This is a genomic window from Pantoea sp. YR525, from assembly GCF_900116775.1.
In the GTDB taxonomy this organism is placed as follows: Bacteria; Pseudomonadota; Gammaproteobacteria; order Enterobacterales; family Enterobacteriaceae; genus Pantoea; species Pantoea symbiotica.
On the sequence record NZ_FPBU01000002.1, the window covers coordinates 283,941 to 302,916 of the forward strand.

Genomic DNA, 18,976 nt, shown 5'->3' on the forward strand with positions numbered 1-18,976 from the left:
TGGTTACTTCAAGTATTCACCGCTGCGCAACGCTTCGATACGTTTATCGAGCGGCGGATGCGACATGAACAGCTCACTAAACGATTTGCTTTTACCGTTGATACAGAACGCCATCATGCTGCCTGGCTCCTGCGGCTCGTAGCTGGTTTTCAAACGTTGCAGTGCGGCAATCATCTTCTCGCGACCCACCAGTTTGGCGGAACCCGCATCGGCATGGAATTCACGGTGACGTGAGAACCACATAGTGATGATGCTGGCAAGGAAACCGAACAGCAGTTCCAACACCATGGAGACCGCGAAATAAACCATCGGATTACCGTTACTGCTCTCTTCACCGTCACGGTTGCCCGACAGGAAGCCAGCAGCTATCTGCGCCAGAATACGCGAGATGAAGATAACAAAGGTGTTCACCACACCCTGAATCAGCGTCATGGTGATCATGTCGCCGTTAGCGATGTGGGCGATTTCGTGTGCCAGCACCGCTTCCGCTTCATCGCGGCTCATGTTTTGCAGCAAGCCGGTGGAAACAGCGACCAGCGACGCGTCACGGCGCGCGCCTGTCGCAAAGGCGTTAATGTCGGGCGCGTGATAAATCGCCACCTGCGGCATCGCAATGCCAGCCTGTTGTGCCTGGCGGCCGACGGTTTCCATCAGCCAGCGTTCCGTCTCATTACGCGGTTGTTCAATAACCTCACCGCCAACGGATCGTAACGCCATCCATTTGGACATCAGCAGTGAAACAAACGCACCGCCAAAGCCAAACAGACCTGCCATAATCATCAGACCCTGAACACTGCTTGACTGGATTCCTGTCAGACTCAAAATCAGTCCGAATACCAACATCACCGCCAGGTTGGTGAGCAGGAAAAGAGCAATACGCATCATAAACGTTAATCTTCCTCAGTTGTGCACGCGCATATGCGCGGATATCTATCCTATGGTCATCGCCGCGCATTTCAAGCAACCTTAATCTTTAAGTGCCTAAAAAGACATAACTTTACATTAGGCAGTGAAGTGCGCAATTCAATGTATCAGCAGCGCTTAATAACGATTTTAGCCTAAAAAAAAGCACCGCCGAAGCGGTGCTGTTTCACAGGCCAAACGGTTATTTCGCGCTTTCGGCTGCAGGCTGAGATTTCTCAAGCTGCGCCATGTCGTTAGCGATTTTCACCGTTTCATCCAGATATGGATCTGGCTCTTTATAGTCCTTCGGCAGATCTTCGATGCTCTTCAGCGGCGCTTTGCCTTCCGCCTGATAGCGTGCGTTGATACGCTCCAGACGCAGTGCATCATCTTCGCGGTTCTCTTTCTCACGCTGAGCAAGATTGAGCGACACGATATTACGCTTGTCTTTCATCGCATCGAAACGCGCAATATCTTTCATGATGTACTGGAACTCGCGATCTTTAGCGATGCGATCGGCGTGCTCTTTGGTCAGCTGCGGTACCAGCGGCTCGATATCGCCGGTTTTGGTGTAGCTTGCCGCATTCACGCTGTCCCAAGGCAACGCGTTGTCCTCGAACTTCTCACCGGTTTCTGCCGCTTCGACGCCGGTTGGCATCAGCAGATCCGGCGTTACGCCTTTACGCTGAGTACTGCCGCCGTTGATACGGTAGAACTTCTGAATGGTGTACTGTACGGAACCCAACGCTGGCCATTCAGGACGCAGCATCTGATCGTAGATGCGGTTCAGCGAACGATACTGCTGCACGGTGCCTTTACCGAAGGTCGGTTCACCGACAATCAGAGCACGACCGTAATCCTGCATCGCCGCAGCGAAGATTTCTGACGCTGAAGCACTGAAGCGATCAACCAGCACCACCAGCGGACCTTTGTAATAGACGATGCCGTCATTATCGCTGTCTTCGCGCACGCGGCCATTGTTATCACGCACCTGCACCACCGGACCGCTTGGAATAAACAGGCCAGAGAGTGAAACGGCTTCAGTCAAGGCGCCACCGCCGTTGGTACGCAGATCGATCACCACGCTGTCAACGTTCTGCTTCTGCAGTTTCTGCAGCTGCACCTTCACATCGTCAGTCAGGCCAACGTAGAAGCCAGGAATGTCGAGCACGCCGACCTTCTCTTTGCCAACGTTATGCACGGTACCTTTCACGGCGCGATCTTCCAGACGGATTTTTTCACGCGTCAGCGTGACGGTGCGGGTTTTCGTGCCCTTGCCGGCTGGCAGGATTTCCAGGCGTACTTTGCTGCCTTTCGGTCCTTTGATTTTTGAAACTACATCATCCAGACGCCAGCCAATCACATCTTCCATCGGCTTGCCCGGCTGAGCGACACCGACAATGCGGTCACCGACGCTGATCGCTTTACTCTTCGCCGCCGGACCGCCTGCGACCATCGAGTTGATCACCGTGTAATCGTCATCCATCTGCAGCACTGCGCCGATACCTTCCAGCGACAGGCTCATTTCGGTATTGAACTGCTCGGTGTTGCGCGGTGAAAGATAGTTGGTATGGGGATCGATTTCATGCGCGAACGCAGTCATCGCCAGCTGGAACACATCTTCACTGTTGCTTTGCGCCAGACGGCGGATGGCAAAGTTGTAACGCTTGGTCAGCGTTTCGCGGATCTCTTTCTCATCTTTACCGGCCAGTTTCAGGCTCAGTTCGTCATATTTAACTTTGGCATCCCACAGCGCGTTGAGCTCATCAACGCTCTTCGGCCATGGCGATTTTGCCCGGTCAATGTCAATGGTGTCATTGCCGGTGAAATTCATTGGGCGGTTCAGCACGCTCAGCGCATATTGATAGCGCTCAAAGCGGCGTTTCTGCGCCAGATTGTAGAGATCGTAAAACACATCCAGCTTACCGCTGCGGAACTCATCACCGACGGTGGTTTTCTTGTCGGCGAATTGCGCGACATCCGATGCCAGCAGCACGTTGTGGCTGTAGTCGAGCAAATTCAGGTAGCGATCAAAAATTTTCGCAGAAAAGTCCTGATTCAAATCGAACTGACGATAGTGAGAGCGGGTAAAACGCGATGTAACGCGTTCGCTGACGGTGGGATGCTGTGGATCTTCGTGTAGCTGGGGAATCTGGTCGGCGCGGGTAATATTATCTGCACCAAAGGTGGGGCCTGCTAAAAGCAGGCCCGCGATCATACCGATCTTTAAAATATTGTTCATGCCAGGGTCAGCCTCCGTTTCAGAACTGCAAATGTTCTGCGCGCACAATCATAGCCATGCCGGAAGCGAGCTGAACCCGAACGCCATCTTTGGTAATTTCCAGAATGGTAGCGTCCATTGCACCTTTGCCTGCGGTCACTTTGATGTTCTGGCCGGGCTGCAACGTTGAGGTATCAGTGACAGGTTTAGCACGCGGTGGCTGCGGCGCTGCGGCACGTTCAGTAGCGGCCGCACGCGGCGCCTGAGGACGTGGCTTACGCGGTGCATCACCTTCGGCAGCTTTACGCGGAGCAGGCTTGCGCGGACGACGTTCAGCGGTCTCTTCACCGGCTTCACGCTTCTTCGCTTTCTGCTGATCGCGCTGCGCCTGAACGCGGGCTTTAGCTTCTTCCAGTTGCTTGCGCGCATGTTCTACGTGTTGCTCATCCAGCACGCCACAGGCGTTGCCATCGAGATCGACACGGATGGCACCTGCTTTGATGCCATAAAGATAACGCCAGCTAGAGGTATAAAGACGTAAGGCAGAACGCAGTTGCGTCTTGCTCAGGCTCAGTTCGCCTTGAACACGCTCGACCAGATCTTGAAAAATGCCGATTTTGAGCGGACGCGCCTCGCCTTCGGCGCTAAAGCATTGCGGAAAACGTTCCGCCAAAAAGGCGATGACTTCTTTACTGCTATTCAACTTAGGTTGATTTTCCATGAAATTTCCTGATTACAACGGATTTGCCGACCAGAGCAGGCATGAACAGGCGACATTATAATGACAACATCGCCAAATGCTATGTGATCCAGTCGATTAGCTGTGCGTCAGCTGAATAAATTTTACGATGTCGCTGCCCGCCAGCACTTCACAAAGCCCGTCGGTAAGGGCCACCAGCCCCGCTTCATCCTCGCTATCGAAGCGAGAATAAACCGTACTATCAATGTCTAAAACACCCACGAGGGTGCCATTTACTTTCAGAGGAATCACGATTTCGGCGTTGCTGGCCGCGTCACAGGCGATGTGACCTGGGAACGCGTGCACGTCTTCCACCAACTGCACTTTGTCCTCGGCTACCGCTGTACCACACACGCCTTTGCCAACCGGAATACGTACGCAAGCGATTTTGCCCTGGAACGGGCCCAGCACCAGCGTGTTCGGTTCCGTCAGTAAATAGAATCCAGCCCAGTTCACGCCTTCCAGGCGTTCAAAAAGCAACGCGCTGCAATTACCGAGCGCGGCCAGGAACGAGGTTTCGCCCGCCAACAGAGCGCGGATATCGCGATTCAAATCCTCGTAAAAAGCTTTTTTGTTCATTGTTCAACCATAACTCGTCACTGTGGTGACCTTGTTGTCACTCAGTTGTTAAAATAAGCACTAATAATCCAGGCGCATAAGGTGAATCATTCTGTTAGTTACTATACCCTTAGCAGTCGGTGGATAAGAGTATTCTGGTACCACCGAATATTGCAGGCAAATTTGCGCTACTCAGCATGCCGGTAAACGTAACGAACGATGGGCACTTGCGTCACCTATGAAAATTCACGCTATCAGCCAGACGTTGCCCCACGCACGTTATCAGCGTTGTCCGCAATGCGATACCCTTTTTTCCTTACCGGATGTGAAATCGCATCAGACAGCCTATTGCCCTCGCTGTCATGCACAAATTCAGAGCGGCCGTGACTGGTCGATGACGCGACTCACCGCCATGGCGGTAGTGATGATCGTGCTGATGCCGTTCGCCTTTAGCTTGCCGCTGGTCGATATTCGCCTGCTTGGCATGCGCATTAACGCCAGCCTGGTGGAGGGCGTGATTCAGATGGCGCAGCAGGGCGACACGTTAACCGCGTCGATGGTGGCGTTTTGCACCATTGGCGCGCCGGTCACGCTGGTCGTCGGCATCCTCTATCTCTGGCTGGGCAACGCGCTGGGTATGAACCTGCGCCCGGTCCTGCTGATGATGGATAAGCTCAAAGAGTGGGTGATGCTGGATATCTATCTGGTCGGCGTGGCGGTGGCCTCAATCAAGGTGCAAGATTACGCCTCGCTGGAAGTGGGCTACGGTTTAGTGGCTTATATCGCGTTGACGGTGCTCAGCTTGCTGACGCTGATTCATCTAAACGTTGAGCAGCTGTGGGAACAGTACTATCCGCAAGCGATGCCCACTTCCCCGCCCGAAGAGTGGCAAGTGTGCCTTAACTGCCATCAAACCGGTGTAGCCGATGAGCGTGGGCGCTGCACACGTTGCCACACGCCGCTCGACTATCGCCGCCGCCACAGTTTGCAGAAATCCTGGTCAGCGCTCATCGCCTCAATTGTGCTGCTGATCCCCGCCAATTTGCTGCCGATTTCGGTGGTGTACGTGAATGGCGCACGCCGTGAAGACACCATATTCTCCGGCATTCTGGGATTGGCATCGGGCAATATACCGGTCGCCGCCGTGGTGTTTATCGCCAGTATTCTGGTGCCCTTTACCAAAGTGTTAGTGATGCTGACCTTGCTGATCAGCATTCATTTCAAATGCGAACAGGGTTTAAAAACCCGCATTCGCCTGCTGCGCGCCGTCACCTGGGTGGGACGCTGGTCGATGCTGGATCTGTTCGTGATTGCTGTAACCATGTCGCTGGTCAATCGTGACCAGCTTCTGGCTTTTACCATGGGACCGGCCGCCTTCTATTTTGGTGCCGCCGTTGTTCTGACCATTATGGCTGTAGAGTGGCTTGATAGCCGCCTGATCTGGGATGCACATGCAACAGGAAACGCCGACTACACCGACTAGCGCCAATCTGCGCAACAAGCGCAAGATTTCGCCGTTCTGGTTATTGCCCATCATCGCCCTGCTGATTGCTGGCTGGCTGCTGTGGACCAATTATCAGGAGCGCGGTACGACGATCACCATTAACTTCCAGACCGCCGACGGGATTGTGCCAGGCCGCACACCCATTCGCTATCAGGGCGTTGAAGTGGGCACGGTGCAAGGCATTGTGCTGAGTGATGACTATCGCAGCATCCAGATTAAGGCCAGCATCAAAAGCGACATGCGCGATGCGCTGCGTGAAGACACCCAATTCTGGCTGGTGACGCCGAAAGCGTCGCTGGCGGGCGTCTCCGGACTTGATGCGCTGGTCGGCGGTAACTACATCGGCATGATGCCGGGCAAAGGTAAAGAGAGCGATCACTTCACCGCGCTCGATACCCAACCTAAATATCGCGTCAATACCGGCGAGCTATTGATCCATCTGCGTGCACCGGATCTCGGCTCGCTTAACACCGGTTCGCTGGTCTACTACCGCAAAATTCCGGTGGGTCGCGTTTACGATTACAGCCTGAATAACAGCACCGATGGCGTCACCATTGATGTGCTGATTGAGCGCCGCTTTATCAATCTGGTGAAAAAGCAGAGCCGCTTCTGGAATGTCTCCGGCGTTGATGCGGATGTCAGCCTGAGCGGTGCCAAAGTGAAGCTGGAAAGCCTGGCCGCGTTGGTGAACGGTGCGATTGCCTTCGATTCGCCCAATGACGGCGAGCAAGCGCAGGTGGATGCCAATTACCAGCTCTATCCGGATTTGGCGCGCAGTCAGCGCGGCGTGCAAGTGAAACTGGATTTGCCGAGCGGCGATAACCTGAAAGCCGATAGCACGCCGCTGATGTATCAGGGGCTGGAAGTCGGCACCTTAACCAAACTCAACCTGCTGGATGGCGGCAAAGTAACCGGCGAGTTAACAGTCGATCCTTCAGTAACCGGTTTGATGCGCAGCGGGACGCGCATTGAAATGCGTACACCGAAGATCAGCCTGACCGACACCAACCTCAGCAGCCTGTTAACCGGCAATACCTTCGAACTGGTGCCCGGCGAAGGTGAGCCGCAGGATCACTTCACTGTGTTACCGGCCAGCGAAACCTTGCTGCAAAAACCTGACGTGCTGACGGTAAAACTCAGCGCACCGGAAACCTACGGCATCGATGCCGGCCAGCCGGTGATGCTGTATGGCATGAAAATCGGCCAGGTGATTTCACGCACGCTGGATCAGAATGGCATCAGCTTTGTCGCGGCCATCAACCCGGAACACCGTAATCTGGTGCATGCCGACAGCAAGTTTGTGGTGAATAGCCGCCTCGATGTGAAGTTTGGCCTCGACGGTATGCAGGTGCTGGGTGCCAGCGCACGCGAATGGGTCGATGGCGGCATTCGCCTGATTCCCGGCGCGAAAGGCAATCCATCCAGTCGTTATCCTTTATATGCCGATGCGGAGCGGGCCCAGGAAGGCATCGTGGGCGAACAGCCGCCGACCACGCTGAAACTTACCGCCAACAGCTTGCCGGATGTGCAGGCCGGTTCGGTGCTGCTGTACCGCAAATTCCAGGTTGGTGAAGTGGTGGATGTGGTGCCGCGCGCGGATGCGTTTGAAATCTCGATTCACATTCAGCCGCAGTATCGCAAGCTGCTCACCAGCGAAAGCGTGTTCTGGGCCGAAGGCGGCGCCAAAGTGCAGCTCAACGGCAGCGGCTTGACGGTACAAGCGTCTCCGCTCAACCGAGCGCTGAAAGGTGCCATCAGCTTCGATAATCTGACCGGCGCGCAGGCCGCGAAAGGCGTTAAGCGTGTGCTCTACGCTTCAGAAACAGCCGCGCGCGCAGTTGGCAGCCAGATCTCGCTGCACACCTATGACGCTAGCAAACTGGCGGCGGGAATGCCGATTCGCTATCTCGGCATCAACATTGGTCAGGTTGAATCGCTGGCGTTGAGTTCGGATAACAATCAGGTTGTCGCTAAAGCGGTGCTTTATCCGGAATACGTGCAGGACTTCGCGCGCATCGGCAGTCGCTTCTCGGTGGTATCTCCGGAGATCTCTGCGGCGGGCGTTAATCATATTGAAACGCTGTTGCAGCCTTATCTCAACGTCGATCCGGGCAAAGGTGCTCCGGCGCGCACCTTTGAACTGCAGGAAAGCACCATCACCGATTCACGCTACCTGAACGGCTTGACAATTTATGTCGATGCAGCTGACGCGGGATCGCTGTCGGTGGGCACGCCAGTGCTATTCCGAGGCGTAGAAGTGGGCACCGTTACCGGAACATCGCTGGGCAATATGGCGGATCGCGTGCAGATCGCGCTGCGTATCAGTAAGAAGTATCAACATCTGGTGCGCAATAACTCGGTGTTCTGGCTGGCTTCAGGCTATAACTTCGATTTCGGTCTGATTGGCGGCGTGTTGAAAACCGGTACCTTCCAACAGTTCATTCGCGGCGGCGTACAGTTTGCCACGCCGCCGACGGTGCCATTAGCACCGCAGGCCGGCGCCAACAAACACTTCCTGCTACAGGATGAAGCGCCGAAAGCGTGGCGCGACTGGGGTACCGCGATTCCGGACCCTAATCAACCTTAAGCAAATCGGGCAGCCTGGCTGCCCGATTCTTTTTCGCGTGTTACACTTCGCGCTCATTTCGTTTCCCGGTAGATGCCCGTGTCCGATCGCTTTCCCGAAGATTTCCTCGCGCTGATGCGTGCCAGCCTTGCTGACGACGCCGAACTGCAACGCTTTCTCGCTATTAGCCAGCAACCGCTGCGTCGCAGCTTACGCGTCAACACCTTAAAAATTAGTGTGGAAGATTTCCTCGCCCGCACCGCCAACTATGGCTGGCGCTTGTCGCCCATTCCGTGGTGCGCAGAAGGGTTCTGGATTGAGCGTGACGACGAATCGCTGCCGCTCGGTAGCGTAGCGGAACACCTGAGCGGACTGTTCTACATCCAGGAAGCCAGCTCGATGCTGCCGGTCACCGCGCTGTTTGATGCCGCACCTGATGCGCGTCAGGTGATGGATGTAGCTGCTGCACCGGGCTCCAAAACCACGCAGATGGCCGCGCTGATGCGTAATGAAGGCGCTATTCTGGCGAACGAATACTCGGCCAGCCGCGTTAAAGTGCTGCACGCTAATATCAGCCGCTGCGGTGTCAGCAATGTGGCGCTGACCCATTTTGATGGCCGCGTGTTTGGTGCCGCGCTGCCAGAGCGTTTCGATGCCATTCTGCTTGATGCACCCTGCTCTGGCGAAGGCGTAGTGCGTAAAGATGCCGACGCGTTACGTAACTGGACTCTGGCCAGCACCGAAGCGATCGCTGAGACCCAACGCGATTTGCTCGACAGCGCATTCCATGCCTTGCAGCCCGGCGGCACGCTGATTTACTCCACCTGCACACTGAATCAGATCGAGAATCAGCAGGTGATTCACTGGTTGCAACAGCGTTATCCCGATGCGGTTGAAATCGTACCGCTGAATGGCCTATTCGCCGGCGCCGATCAGGCGTTAACCGCCGAAGGTTTCCTGCACGTGTTCCCGCAGATTTTCGATAGCGAAGGTTTCTTCGTCGCGCGTCTGCGTAAAACCGCCAGCATTCCCGCGTTGCCCACGCCAACCTATAAAGTTGGCAAACTGCCCTTCTCTCCGGCCAGCCGTAAACTGAGCGCCGAAGTGCAGCAGGCGGCGGCAAAAGTCGGCTTGCAGTGGGATGAGAACCACACGCTGTGGCAGCGCGATAAAGAGCTGTGGCTGTTCCCGGCGGCGCTGGAGAGTTGGTTGGGCAAAGTTCGCTTCTCGCGCATCGGCCTTAAGCTGGCAGAAACCTTCCCTAAAGGTTATCGCTGGCAGCACGAAGCGGTTGTGGCGCTGTCGCAGCCAGGCAGCGCGCTGGATTTCGAACTCAGCGATGCGGAAGCGGAAACCTGGTATCGCGGTCAGGATATTCATCCGGAAACCTTGCCCAATCGGGATGAAGTGATCGTCACCTATCAGCAGCAGCCGCTGGGATTGGCGAAGAAAGTGGGTAATCGCATTAAAAACAGTTATCCGCGTGAACTGGTGCGCGACGGGCGTCTATTCCGTTAAACGTCACTGCAATTGCACCAGAGTAAGATGATTGCCGAAGACCGCGCCGGTATCGATGTAATGCTGATTCGCCACATTAAGCGGTTGTTCTAACGGCGTGTGGCCGAAGTAGAAATCACTGGCGCCATCGATGTGGGTTGAACTGCCGCGTTGATGGCGTCCCAGCCGATCGCGACTCCACACCACTTGCTGCCAGTCAACATCCTGCCCCAGCGCATAATGGCTGGCAGGATAATCGGCGTGCGCAATGACCACTACGCGATCGCCGAAATCCAGATGCAGGATCAACGGTAACTCAGCGCAGCGTTTTAACGCATGGCGCGCAGCAATTAATTTTGCGCCCTTCAACTGCCAAAACCACTCGCCGCCGTTCATCATCCATAAGGTTTGATCGCGCCCATCCAGCGCAGCGAGCGCCATCTGTTCGTGATTGCCGCGCACGCAGCGAAACCAGGGTTCCTGCATCAGCGCTAGACAGCCACGACTGTCCGGCCCGCGATCGATTAAATCGCCCACCGACAGCAATAAATCCTGCTGCTTATCGAAATCCCGCTTCTGCAGTTGCGCATCGAGCTGGGCGCGGCAACCGTGCAGATCGCCAACCACCCAAATCTTTCGCCACATTTGCGTGTTTACCGTTTGGTAAAGCATGTAATCTTCCCCGGTTGACTGGAAGTTTAGTGAGCCCGGCATAAAGTATAGTCCGGTCAGGTTTAGCCAGCGGAGGGAACAGTATGAGCGGACGGAAGCAATTCATTGGTGTATTAATCGTTATTTTCATCGGCAGCTTGCTGCTACTGGAATCACTCGCTCGTCTGGTACATCTGTTATTTGTGGGATAATTACGCGACTTTACATTCCGCGCTAAACGCCTAAACTCCTTTGCGCATCATATAAAGGAGCCTGTATGAGCCAGAATATTTACGACAATCCTACCTTTTTTGCCGGTTACGCCACCTTGCCACGTTCCGTTAAGGGATTAGACGGCGCACCAGAATGGCCCGCACTGCGTGCATTACTCCCTGATCTGCAGGATAAACGTGTTCTCGATTTAGGCTGCGGCTACGGCTGGTTTTGCCGATACGCACAGCAGCAAGGCGCACGCGACGTGCTGGGACTCGACGTTTCCGAGAAGATGCTGGCGCAGGCCGCAACCATGACGCAGGGAACGCAGATTCGCTATCAGCGCGCCGATTTAGAAACGCTGCAGCTATCCGAATCCTTTGATCTCGCCTATAGCTCGCTGGCGCTGCACTACCTCACCAATATTGACGCGCTTTTCGCTACCCTCTTTAAGGCAATCACGCCTGGCGGCGCGCTGGTGTTTTCCTGTGAACATCCGATTTACACCGCGCCTGCACAACAGCAGTGGATTGTGGATGAGCACCAGCAGCGCAGCTGGCCGGTCAATCATTATCAGCAGGAAGGCGAACGCATCAGCAACTGGTTTGCCGATGGCGTGAAGAAGCAGCATCGCAAGCTGTCAACCTGGATCAATGCAGTGATCGGCGCAGGATTTGAGATCGTGCATCTCGATGAATGGGGTCCGAGCGAAGAGATGGTTGCGCTGAATCCCGCGCTGGCGGAAGAACGCGATCGTCCGATGATGTTTTTGCTGGCAGCGCGTAAACCATTGTGACGTTGTCTTGAGGCTGCACACTGCAGCCTTTTACATATCCCTGCGACGCTATTTGTGACATTCAGGAGGCATTGCGTACTAGCGCGTGATTAAAAAGATCGCCAGCAAGAAGAAGGCTAATAAACCGGCGAATGTCAGCGTTCCAATACGCGGCGTTTTGGCGCGGCCAACTACCACACCAATAAAGATACAAAGCAGCGTTAGGGTGCCAATCATTACCCAGAGAAGATATTGTGTATTTGCCATGAAGGATCCTTATCCGGCCATTAATCAGATGCGCCAACGTTATACCATTTTTCGCACAGACTGACTGCAGCTATATGACCGCACCTTTTCTGCTGATTATTTCCCGTCCGGTCATCATCAAGTCGCGTTATGCTCGCAACGCACAGCCTTGAGATTTTCCAACTGCTGTAAACGCGCTGCAGCCTTATTGTTCGCACTGGCTTTCGCAAGGCCGTTACCGATACCAAAATCCCCGACGAAGCCGAGTATGGTTAGCGCGTCAAACTCGCCAGTTTTATCGATCTGCTGCTTAACACTCTGGCTTTTAGCAATCTCCTGATTCAGTGCTGCACAGTCGTAGGTTTGCGCTTCGGCATCGCTCACATTGGCAGACTGCGGATATTGTTTCAGCGCGCAACCACTCAGCAGCATGGCGATCAGAATAACAGGCTTGTACATCTTGCAAGATTCTCACTAAAGCGGCGATTTATTACGAGAAACAGTAGCATCTGGGGGAGATGACGATCGGGGGAATAAGTAACGTTAAGATGGGTATTTAGAAATAAAAAAGCACTGCCTAAGCAGTGCTAATAATTCTGATATCAGGCAATTACCTGATAAGCCCTAATAATTATCAGGGCAGAATATCCATTATTATGCAGTTTTCAACATAATCATTGATGATTTGCAGAAAATGCATTTAGCGCCATGCGGGTTCATTTTAGTAATATCGAACGCGGAGGTGCGATATTGTGAACTCTGGCAATGCGGACATCTTAAACGATGATAAATACGAATAATTACAGACCTAATACATTTGTTGCAGACGGACCTTTAGGACCATCTTCAACTGAAAACTCAACACGCTGACCTTCATCAAGTGAGCGATAATCAGTGCCCTGAATGGCTGAGAAGTGGACGAAAACGTCCTTGCTGCCATTTTCAGGAGAAATAAAGCCGAAGCCTTTTTCAGAGTTGAACCATTTTACCGTTCCAAGAATTTTATTAGACATAATTTTTACCTTTTAAATGAGCCTATTGGCGTAAGGGCCGAGTTGCAGATACGAATCAGAACTTAGGATAAGACTCAAAGAGAAAGGGCTTGAAGCGGCACTAACTGGGATGAGAAATACAATGGGAACTAACCTTCTAACTGTCTGCTATTCAGACCGACGAAGCATTAACGCATTTATTTGCGCCACTAGCAAGCGAAAATAATATTTAATTCTCGATGAGTAATCGTTGTTTTTAAATTTGCAACGCAAAAAAGAGGCAAAAAAAGACCGAATACGATTCCTATATTCGGTCCAGGGAAATGGCTCTTTGAGAGCCGTGCGCTAAAAGTTGGCATTTTTGCAGGCGAGGACGCCTTGCCATTTAAAGGTAGACCAGGATTGGTGGTTTTCCAGCCAATATGGAGGTTTGATACGGAAAGGTGACAACTCTGTGATCGTGCAGACAGAACGGGGAAGCAGCGTAGCGACAGAAATGTGCGCTACGCCCGAAAAATTAGGGGATTACTTATCGCACAGTTGCTGGGCGCGATCGATGATCGGCTGCAGACTCATTTTCTGACCTGGATGGGCTTTATCAACGGCGACGATGGTGTCGATCGATTGCAGCGTGCCCTGCCCGGCAGTTTTGCGCGCCAGGGCTTTATCGTTGAGCGGATACTGCAGCAGCGTGCCCGGATTAATCGCGAACAGCGCGCCGTCTTTCTCGCAGGTCAACATCACCTCTTCGCGGGTGAAGGGCCATTTGTCTTTTCCAATCTCAAAACGGCTGACGGTAATAATCTGTGCCGCCATCGCCTGGCTGCACAGCGCCATCAATACGCAAGCTGGAATCAGTTTCTTCAGCAAAATATCGACCTCATTTCATCTTCTTTAATGACACATTCAGGCCGGTGACAGCGTGGCAAACACGCTCACCAACCCAATAACAATAACGGCCAGCAGCAGCTCAAGCTGCGTCAGGCGAATAAACAGATGCGCTGTATTGCTGGCCGCCAGGCGAAAACGCGGCACCAGCAGATAACGATTGGTTAACGCGATAGCGATCATCAGCATGACCAGCAGCACTTTCACCACCAGCAGCTCGCTCCACAGCGTGGCTTGCCAATTCAGCGGTGAACCGGCAATCAGCAGGCTATTAATCGTGCCCGTCAGCAGCGCTAGCGCTACCGCGAGATGTCCGTAACGCGAGAAGCGCATCATGCAGCGGATCGCATCGGTGCGAAAGGCAATCTGCCGCGCTTCACGCATCAGCACTAATAGCGGCAATAATCCACCCGCCCAGAATGCAGCCGCAATTAAATGCAGTGCATGATTGCCTTGCTGCAGCAATCCAGGCCAGCCATCGCGCATCGCGGCATGCCCTACGCCGGCTAAAGCCATCAGCTGCAAGAGGCCGCTGCATAGCAGCAGATTTTGCCGCAGTGTGCCACGCAGCAGCAGCGCCAACGTGCTCAGCAGTGCGAAAGCAATTTCCCAGCGCCAAACCTGACCGAAGCGTGTGCTAAGCACCGCTTGCCAGGTTGCGCTGTCACTGACATTTCGCCAGTCGCCGCTCATCAAGCCGGTTTGTGTTGCCAGCATCAACAGCGCGCTGAACAAACTCAGCAGCGCGCTGGTACGTAAAATTAAACCTAAACGTTGTGATAACAGCGGACGATAGCGGCGCGGCGCCAGCAGCGCGGTATAGAAGGCGCTACCGGCGAGCAGCAGCACCGACAAAAAATGCAGCGCTCGTAGGCCAATCCACAACGTGCTCAAACTCATCAATCACTTCACGCTGAAGCTGTAGCTGCCTTTGGTTTTATGCCCATCAACGGACAGCACATGCCAGTTAACCTGATAATTGCCCGCTGGCAGCGGCTGGCTGATCGGCACAATCAACTGATCATGTTGTTTATCGTTGAGTTCGGCTTTTCCGACCGCCACCGGCTGATGTTGAGAATTAAGCACATCCACGCCACTGAACGCCGCTTCAACATCTTCGGTAAAGGTCAGCGTTAAATTCTGCGGGGACGTTTCCACCACCGCTTTATCGGCTGGAACCGGTGTTTTCAGGTGAGCATGCGCCATGGCAAACTGGCTGAAGGCCAGCGTTGATGACGCCAGAAGTAGCGCGACGAACGAGTTGAACGCAGTTTTCTTCATGACTTCTTCCCTTTTAAATACGGCAAACCACCGTAAACGTGGCAGCAGGATACGCCGCCGATCCGCAGGTGTCGAGACTTGCGGTGCGATCCAATCCACTTGATCCCAGGGTCCGAAACCATTACTTTTGCCCCTGTTTATCAGGAGAAAAGCATGAGCCAAAACCTTGCCCTGCTCTCGCAGGAAGAGAAAGACAAAGTGAATGTCGATCTGGCCGCCGCAGGCGTTGCATTTAAAGAGCGCTACAATATGCCGGTGATTGCCGAAATGGTGGAACGCGAGCAACCCGAAGCGCTGCGTGACTGGTTTCGTCAGCGCTTAATGAACTATCGCCAGGCTTCGCTTAGCCTGTCGCGCCTGCCCTACGAACCTAAGCAGAAGTAATTTATGTTACGTGTTATTGATACCGAAACCTGCGGCCTGCAGGGCGGCGTGGTGGAAGTGGCGTCGGTGGATGTCATTGATGGTCAGATTGTTAATCCGATGAGCGACTTAATCTGCCCGGATCGCCCCATCAGTCGTCAGGCAATGGCGGTACATCGCATTACCGAAGCGATGGTAGTGGGCAAACCCACCATTGAAGAAGCGATTGGCCGCTATCATGGCAGCCCGCATTATGTGGCACACAACGCCAGCTTTGATCGCCGCATGTTGCCTACGATGCCAGGCGAATGGATCTGCACCATGACGCTGGCGCGTCAACTGTGGCCAGGCATTAAATACGGCAATCAGGCGCTGCGCCACAGCCTGAAGCTGGATGTCACGCCGCCTGCTGAATTGCATGCGCACCGCGCATTGTATGACTGCTACGTCACCGCTGCGCTGCTGATCCGCATTATGGAAACCTCCGGCTGGAACGCCGAGCAGATGGCTAATTTATGCCAGCCCGCGCCGGTGAGCGGCGATGTGTTCCCGTTCGGCAAATATCGCGGTCAGAGCATTGGCAGCATCGCGCGTAAGGATCCCGGCTATCTGCGTTGGGTGCTGGAAAATGTGCGCGATTTGCGCCCACCGTTACGGCAGGCGCTGCGCAAGTACGTGAAGAGCGATCAGTAATCGACGCGGTCTGGCAAGCTGCCCTGCGCCAGACCGATCAGAAAGGTGAACTCCTGCGCCACACCTTCGTACGCTTTGAAACGACCCGATTTGCCGCCGTGACCAGAATCCATCTCAGTGCAGAGTAACAGCAGCGAATCGTTGGTTTTCAGCTCACGCAGTTTCGCCACCCATTTGGCCGGTTCCCAATACTGCACCTGTGAATCGTGCAGGCCGGTGGTAACCAGTAAATGCGGATAGGCTTTGGCTTCGATGTTGTCATACGGGCTGTATTGGCGGATGAGGTGATAAAACTCCGCCTGTTCAGGATTGCCCCACTCATCGTATTCGCCGGTGGTCAGCGGAATCGACGGATCGAGCATCGTAGTGACCACATCCACAAATGGAACCTGCGCCACCACGCCGTGGAACAGATCTGGTGCCATGTTCACCACTCCGCCCATCAGTAATCCTCCGGCGCTGCCGCCCATCGCGTAGAGCTGCTGACGATTGCCATACCCTTTCGCCACCAGCGCTTCGGTGACATCAATAAAATCAGTGAAGCTGTTGATTTTATTCTTCAGCCGGCCACCGTCATACCATTGCTGGCCGAGTTCGCCGCCGCCGCGCACATGAATAATGGCGTAGACGAAGCCGCGTTCCAGCAAGCTGATGCGGCTGGTGCCAAAGCTGGCATCCATGCTGCTGCCGTAAGCGCCGTAACCATATACCAGCAACGGATTGTTACCGCGCTGGAAATGCTTGCGGTGATAGACCAGCGAAACCGGTACTTCCGTCCCATCGCGCACGGTGATCCACAGATGCTCGCTTTTATAATCCTCGGATTTGAAGCCCGGCACCGGCGTGCGCTTTAGCACGCGACGATCGCCGGTTTCCATATTCAGTTCAAACAAGGTGGTTGGCGTGGTCATGGAGGAGTAGCCATAGCGCAAAGTGTCGCTTTCCGGCGAAGGGTTGTAAGCCAGCCAGGTAACATAGGCCGGATCGTCGAAGGCGATACCAAAGCTTTCGCCGCTCTCCCAGTTAATCTGCCGTAAGGTGTTCACGCCGTGCTGACGCTCTTCCACCACCAGCCAATGGCGGAACAGCTGGAAATCCTCCAGCACCACGTTGTCACGTGCCGGGATCAGCGATTGCCAGCGCGCTTCCGCCAGCCACGCGCTGCGAAAGAGGCCGAAGTTTTTGCCGTCGCGATTCGAGCGAATGTAGAACTGATGATTGTAGTGATCGATGCTGTATTCATGGTCGCGGCGACGCGGACAAAACGTTTGCGGCTGTGCATCTGGATACTCGGCATCGATCAGCAGAATCTCGCTGGTGTTGGTGCTGTATAGCGCAATCAGAATGAAGTGCTCGGAGGTGGTTTTGTGCACGCTCAGGTGGAAGGAATCATCCTTCTCTTCATACACCAACTGATCGTCAGATTGCGGATGTCCCAGCTCATGGCGCCACACCTGATACGCCAGCAGCGTTTTCGGATGCTTACGCACGTAGTAGAGCGTGCGGGAATCATTGGCCCAGGCCACGCTGGATGACGCATTGGTCAGCACTTCCGGATACCAGCTGCCGCTCTGTAAATTACGGAAGCGAATGCCGTATTGACGGCGTGACAGGAAGTCTTCCGCTAAGGCCATCACCTGATTGTCCGGCGTAATCGCCAGCGCACCCATAGTGTAAAAATCACTGTGCGCGGCTCGCTGGTTACCATCAAGCAGCAGCTGCCACGGCTCCTCCGCCGGCGCGTCTAGCGGCTGGCGGAAATAGGCGGGATATTCGTTGCCCACTTCATAGCGGCTTTGATAGCGATAGCCGTTTTTCACGTAGGGCACCGAGTGATCCTGCGGCGGAATACGGTCAACAATCTCTTTCAACACTCGTTCCTGCAGCGGATTCTGCGACGCCATCATGGCGCGTCCATAATCATTTTCGGCGTGCAGATGGGCCAGCACTTCTGGATTCTCGCGGTCGTCATCACGTAACCAGTGATAATTATCGATGCGCGTTTCACCGTGCAGATTCATGGCATGGGGAATTTTTTTCGCGTGTGGCTGATTCATTAGGCTCTTCTCCCTGAAGGACAACATTCAGCAAGCGTGGCACTAATCGCGTTCGATGCCAAGCTGCACGCAGCATCACTTTGCGCAGAGCAAGCCAGACAGGGAAAACGAAGGCTGCGGATGCAACCTTCGTAATGGATTACGCGGCTTTTTCCGCATCGATATCGCGTTGAATACCGTCGCGCACATCCTGGGGAATTTTCAGCGCATCGCCGAGCGCGGAGAGATAACTGCGCTCCATAAAGTGGTCGACATCAATGGCGGCACAGCTGAGGAAATAGAGCTCCAGCGCCTCTTCTTCGTTTTTAACATCGGCGGCCAGCCAGTTGGGATCGAGCGGGCGATTCATCGCCTGCTGAATCAGCGCTTCAGCTTGAGCGCCGTAGCCCGCCTGCTGGATGTTTTGCTCAATCGCTGCGCGCTCCTGATCGTCAATATGACCGTCACTTTTAGCCGCGAACACCAGCGCCGTGACTAAACGCTCTGCGCGTTGATCCATCGGCGTTTGCAACTGGCCGAAACCCGCATCGTCCTGATGGGTTTCACGTATGCGCTGTTTGTATTTGTTCCACAGCAGCGCGCCCGCCGCCGCGCCGCCGCCCAACAACAAGGCTTTGCCGCCATATTTGGTCAGCAACTTACGCGTGGATTTACTGCCCACCAGCAATCCCGCCAGCCCGCCTAATGCGCCGGGTGCCAGCATGTCACTTAAGCCGCCCGACTTTCCGCCACCGCCCTTCTTCGCCAGCACCGATTGAATTTGCTGTAGCCAATTACTCATCGTTTAACTCCCGTTTAATTTTCCGTTCTCCATGCTGCCGCAGGCTGT

20 protein-coding genes are annotated in these 18,976 nt (G+C 54.3%); 6 read left to right on the plus strand and 14 right to left on the minus strand.

The annotated features are described in order from the left end of the window. Positions 1 to 3: 3 nt before the first annotated feature. From htpX to BM323_RS04840, 4 genes are all read right to left on the minus strand, one after another. Entirely contained in the window at positions 4 to 885 is an 882-nt protein-coding gene (gene htpX / locus BM323_RS04825) for a protease HtpX (RefSeq protein ID WP_008110421.1), read from the minus strand. Between the two features lie 220 nt (positions 886 to 1,105). Continuing rightward, entirely contained in the window at positions 1,106 to 3,145 is a 2,040-nt protein-coding gene (prc, locus tag BM323_RS04830; RefSeq protein WP_008110423.1) for a carboxy terminal-processing peptidase, read from the minus strand. Positions 3,146 to 3,164: 19 nt separating this feature from the next. After that, entirely contained in the window at positions 3,165 to 3,845 is a 681-nt protein-coding gene (gene proQ, locus BM323_RS04835) for an RNA chaperone ProQ (protein ID WP_008110425.1), read from the minus strand. 96 nt (positions 3,846 to 3,941) lie between these two features. Beyond that, positions 3,942 to 4,442: a GAF domain-containing protein gene (locus tag BM323_RS04840; RefSeq protein WP_008110428.1), complete on the minus strand. Its 501-nt coding sequence runs from the start codon at positions 4,440 to 4,442 to the stop codon at positions 3,942 to 3,944. Positions 4,443 to 4,659: 217 nt separating this feature from the next. Here BM323_RS04840 and yebS point away from each other — a divergent pair, with 217 nt between their 5' ends. From yebS to rsmF, 3 genes are all read left to right on the plus strand, one after another. Beyond that, positions 4,660 to 5,904 (plus strand): membrane integrity lipid transport subunit YebS, encoded by a 1,245-nt coding sequence (yebS, locus tag BM323_RS04845; protein WP_008110430.1) that lies wholly within the window; start codon positions 4,660 to 4,662, stop codon positions 5,902 to 5,904. Beyond that, positions 5,873 to 8,512: a PqiB family protein gene (locus BM323_RS04850; RefSeq protein ID WP_008110432.1), complete on the plus strand. Its 2,640-nt coding sequence runs from the start codon at positions 5,873 to 5,875 to the stop codon at positions 8,510 to 8,512. The genes yebS and BM323_RS04850 overlap by 32 nt, the downstream gene beginning before the upstream one ends. Before the next feature lie 72 nt (positions 8,513 to 8,584). Continuing rightward, positions 8,585 to 10,009 (plus strand): 16S rRNA (cytosine(1407)-C(5))-methyltransferase RsmF, encoded by a 1,425-nt coding sequence (gene rsmF / locus BM323_RS04855; protein ID WP_008110434.1) that lies wholly within the window; start codon positions 8,585 to 8,587, stop codon positions 10,007 to 10,009. A 3-nt stretch (positions 10,010 to 10,012) separates the two neighbouring features. Here rsmF and BM323_RS04860 read toward each other — a convergent pair whose 3' ends face one another. Beyond that, positions 10,013 to 10,660, minus strand: a complete 648-nt coding sequence (locus BM323_RS04860; RefSeq protein ID WP_036650188.1) for a metallophosphoesterase — start codon at positions 10,658 to 10,660, stop codon at positions 10,013 to 10,015. Between the two features lie 256 nt (positions 10,661 to 10,916). On the opposite strand from BM323_RS04860, the gene BM323_RS04865 reads away from it, so the two are divergent. Continuing rightward, complete coding sequence (locus BM323_RS04865; RefSeq protein WP_008110449.1) at positions 10,917 to 11,648, plus strand: class I SAM-dependent methyltransferase; 732 nt, start codon at positions 10,917 to 10,919, stop codon at positions 11,646 to 11,648. A gap of 78 nt (positions 11,649 to 11,726) precedes the next feature. Here BM323_RS04865 and BM323_RS24460 read toward each other — a convergent pair whose 3' ends face one another. From BM323_RS24460 to copC, 7 genes are all read right to left on the minus strand, one after another. Further along, entirely contained in the window at positions 11,727 to 11,894 is a 168-nt protein-coding gene (locus BM323_RS24460; RefSeq protein ID WP_008110452.1) for a hypothetical protein, read from the minus strand. Positions 11,895 to 12,011: 117 nt separating this feature from the next. Next, complete coding sequence (locus tag BM323_RS04870; RefSeq protein WP_008110454.1) at positions 12,012 to 12,332, minus strand: hypothetical protein; 321 nt, start codon at positions 12,330 to 12,332, stop codon at positions 12,012 to 12,014. 195 nt (positions 12,333 to 12,527) lie between these two features. After that, on the minus strand, positions 12,528 to 12,671 hold the full coding sequence (locus BM323_RS24605) for a cold shock small protein YmcF (RefSeq protein ID WP_085982370.1): 144 nt from the start codon (positions 12,669 to 12,671) through the stop codon (positions 12,528 to 12,530). A 2-nt stretch (positions 12,672 to 12,673) separates the two neighbouring features. Next, positions 12,674 to 12,886, minus strand: a complete 213-nt coding sequence (locus BM323_RS04875; RefSeq protein ID WP_007889586.1) for a transcription antiterminator/RNA stability regulator CspE — start codon at positions 12,884 to 12,886, stop codon at positions 12,674 to 12,676. A gap of 504 nt (positions 12,887 to 13,390) precedes the next feature. Continuing rightward, on the minus strand, positions 13,391 to 13,738 hold the full coding sequence (locus BM323_RS04880; protein ID WP_036650191.1) for a YebY family protein: 348 nt from the start codon (positions 13,736 to 13,738) through the stop codon (positions 13,391 to 13,393). A gap of 33 nt (positions 13,739 to 13,771) precedes the next feature. Then, complete coding sequence (gene copD, locus BM323_RS04885; protein ID WP_008110456.1) at positions 13,772 to 14,653, minus strand: copper homeostasis membrane protein CopD; 882 nt, start codon at positions 14,651 to 14,653, stop codon at positions 13,772 to 13,774. Between the two features lie 3 nt (positions 14,654 to 14,656). After that, positions 14,657 to 15,034 (minus strand): copper homeostasis periplasmic binding protein CopC, encoded by a 378-nt coding sequence (gene copC / locus BM323_RS04890; protein WP_008110457.1) that lies wholly within the window; start codon positions 15,032 to 15,034, stop codon positions 14,657 to 14,659. Positions 15,035 to 15,187: 153 nt separating this feature from the next. On the opposite strand from copC, the gene BM323_RS04895 reads away from it, so the two are divergent. Further along, positions 15,188 to 15,418, plus strand: coding sequence for a DNA polymerase III subunit theta (locus BM323_RS04895; protein WP_008110458.1), 231 nt, complete (start codon positions 15,188 to 15,190; stop codon positions 15,416 to 15,418). 3 nt (positions 15,419 to 15,421) lie between these two features. Continuing rightward, entirely contained in the window at positions 15,422 to 16,090 is a 669-nt protein-coding gene (gene exoX / locus BM323_RS04900; protein ID WP_008110459.1) for an exodeoxyribonuclease X, read from the plus strand. Here the strand turns inward: exoX and BM323_RS04905 are convergent. After that, positions 16,084 to 18,147 carry a prolyl oligopeptidase family serine peptidase gene (locus BM323_RS04905; protein ID WP_008110460.1) on the minus strand — a complete coding sequence of 688 codons (2,064 nt, stop codon included), beginning with the start codon at positions 18,145 to 18,147 and terminating at the stop codon, positions 16,084 to 16,086. The genes exoX and BM323_RS04905 overlap by 7 nt on opposite strands. A 139-nt stretch (positions 18,148 to 18,286) precedes the next feature. Next, positions 18,287 to 18,928 carry a tellurite resistance TerB family protein gene (locus BM323_RS04910; protein ID WP_008110461.1) on the minus strand — a complete coding sequence of 214 codons (642 nt, stop codon included), beginning with the start codon at positions 18,926 to 18,928 and terminating at the stop codon, positions 18,287 to 18,289. Positions 18,929 to 18,976 lie beyond the last annotated feature (48 nt).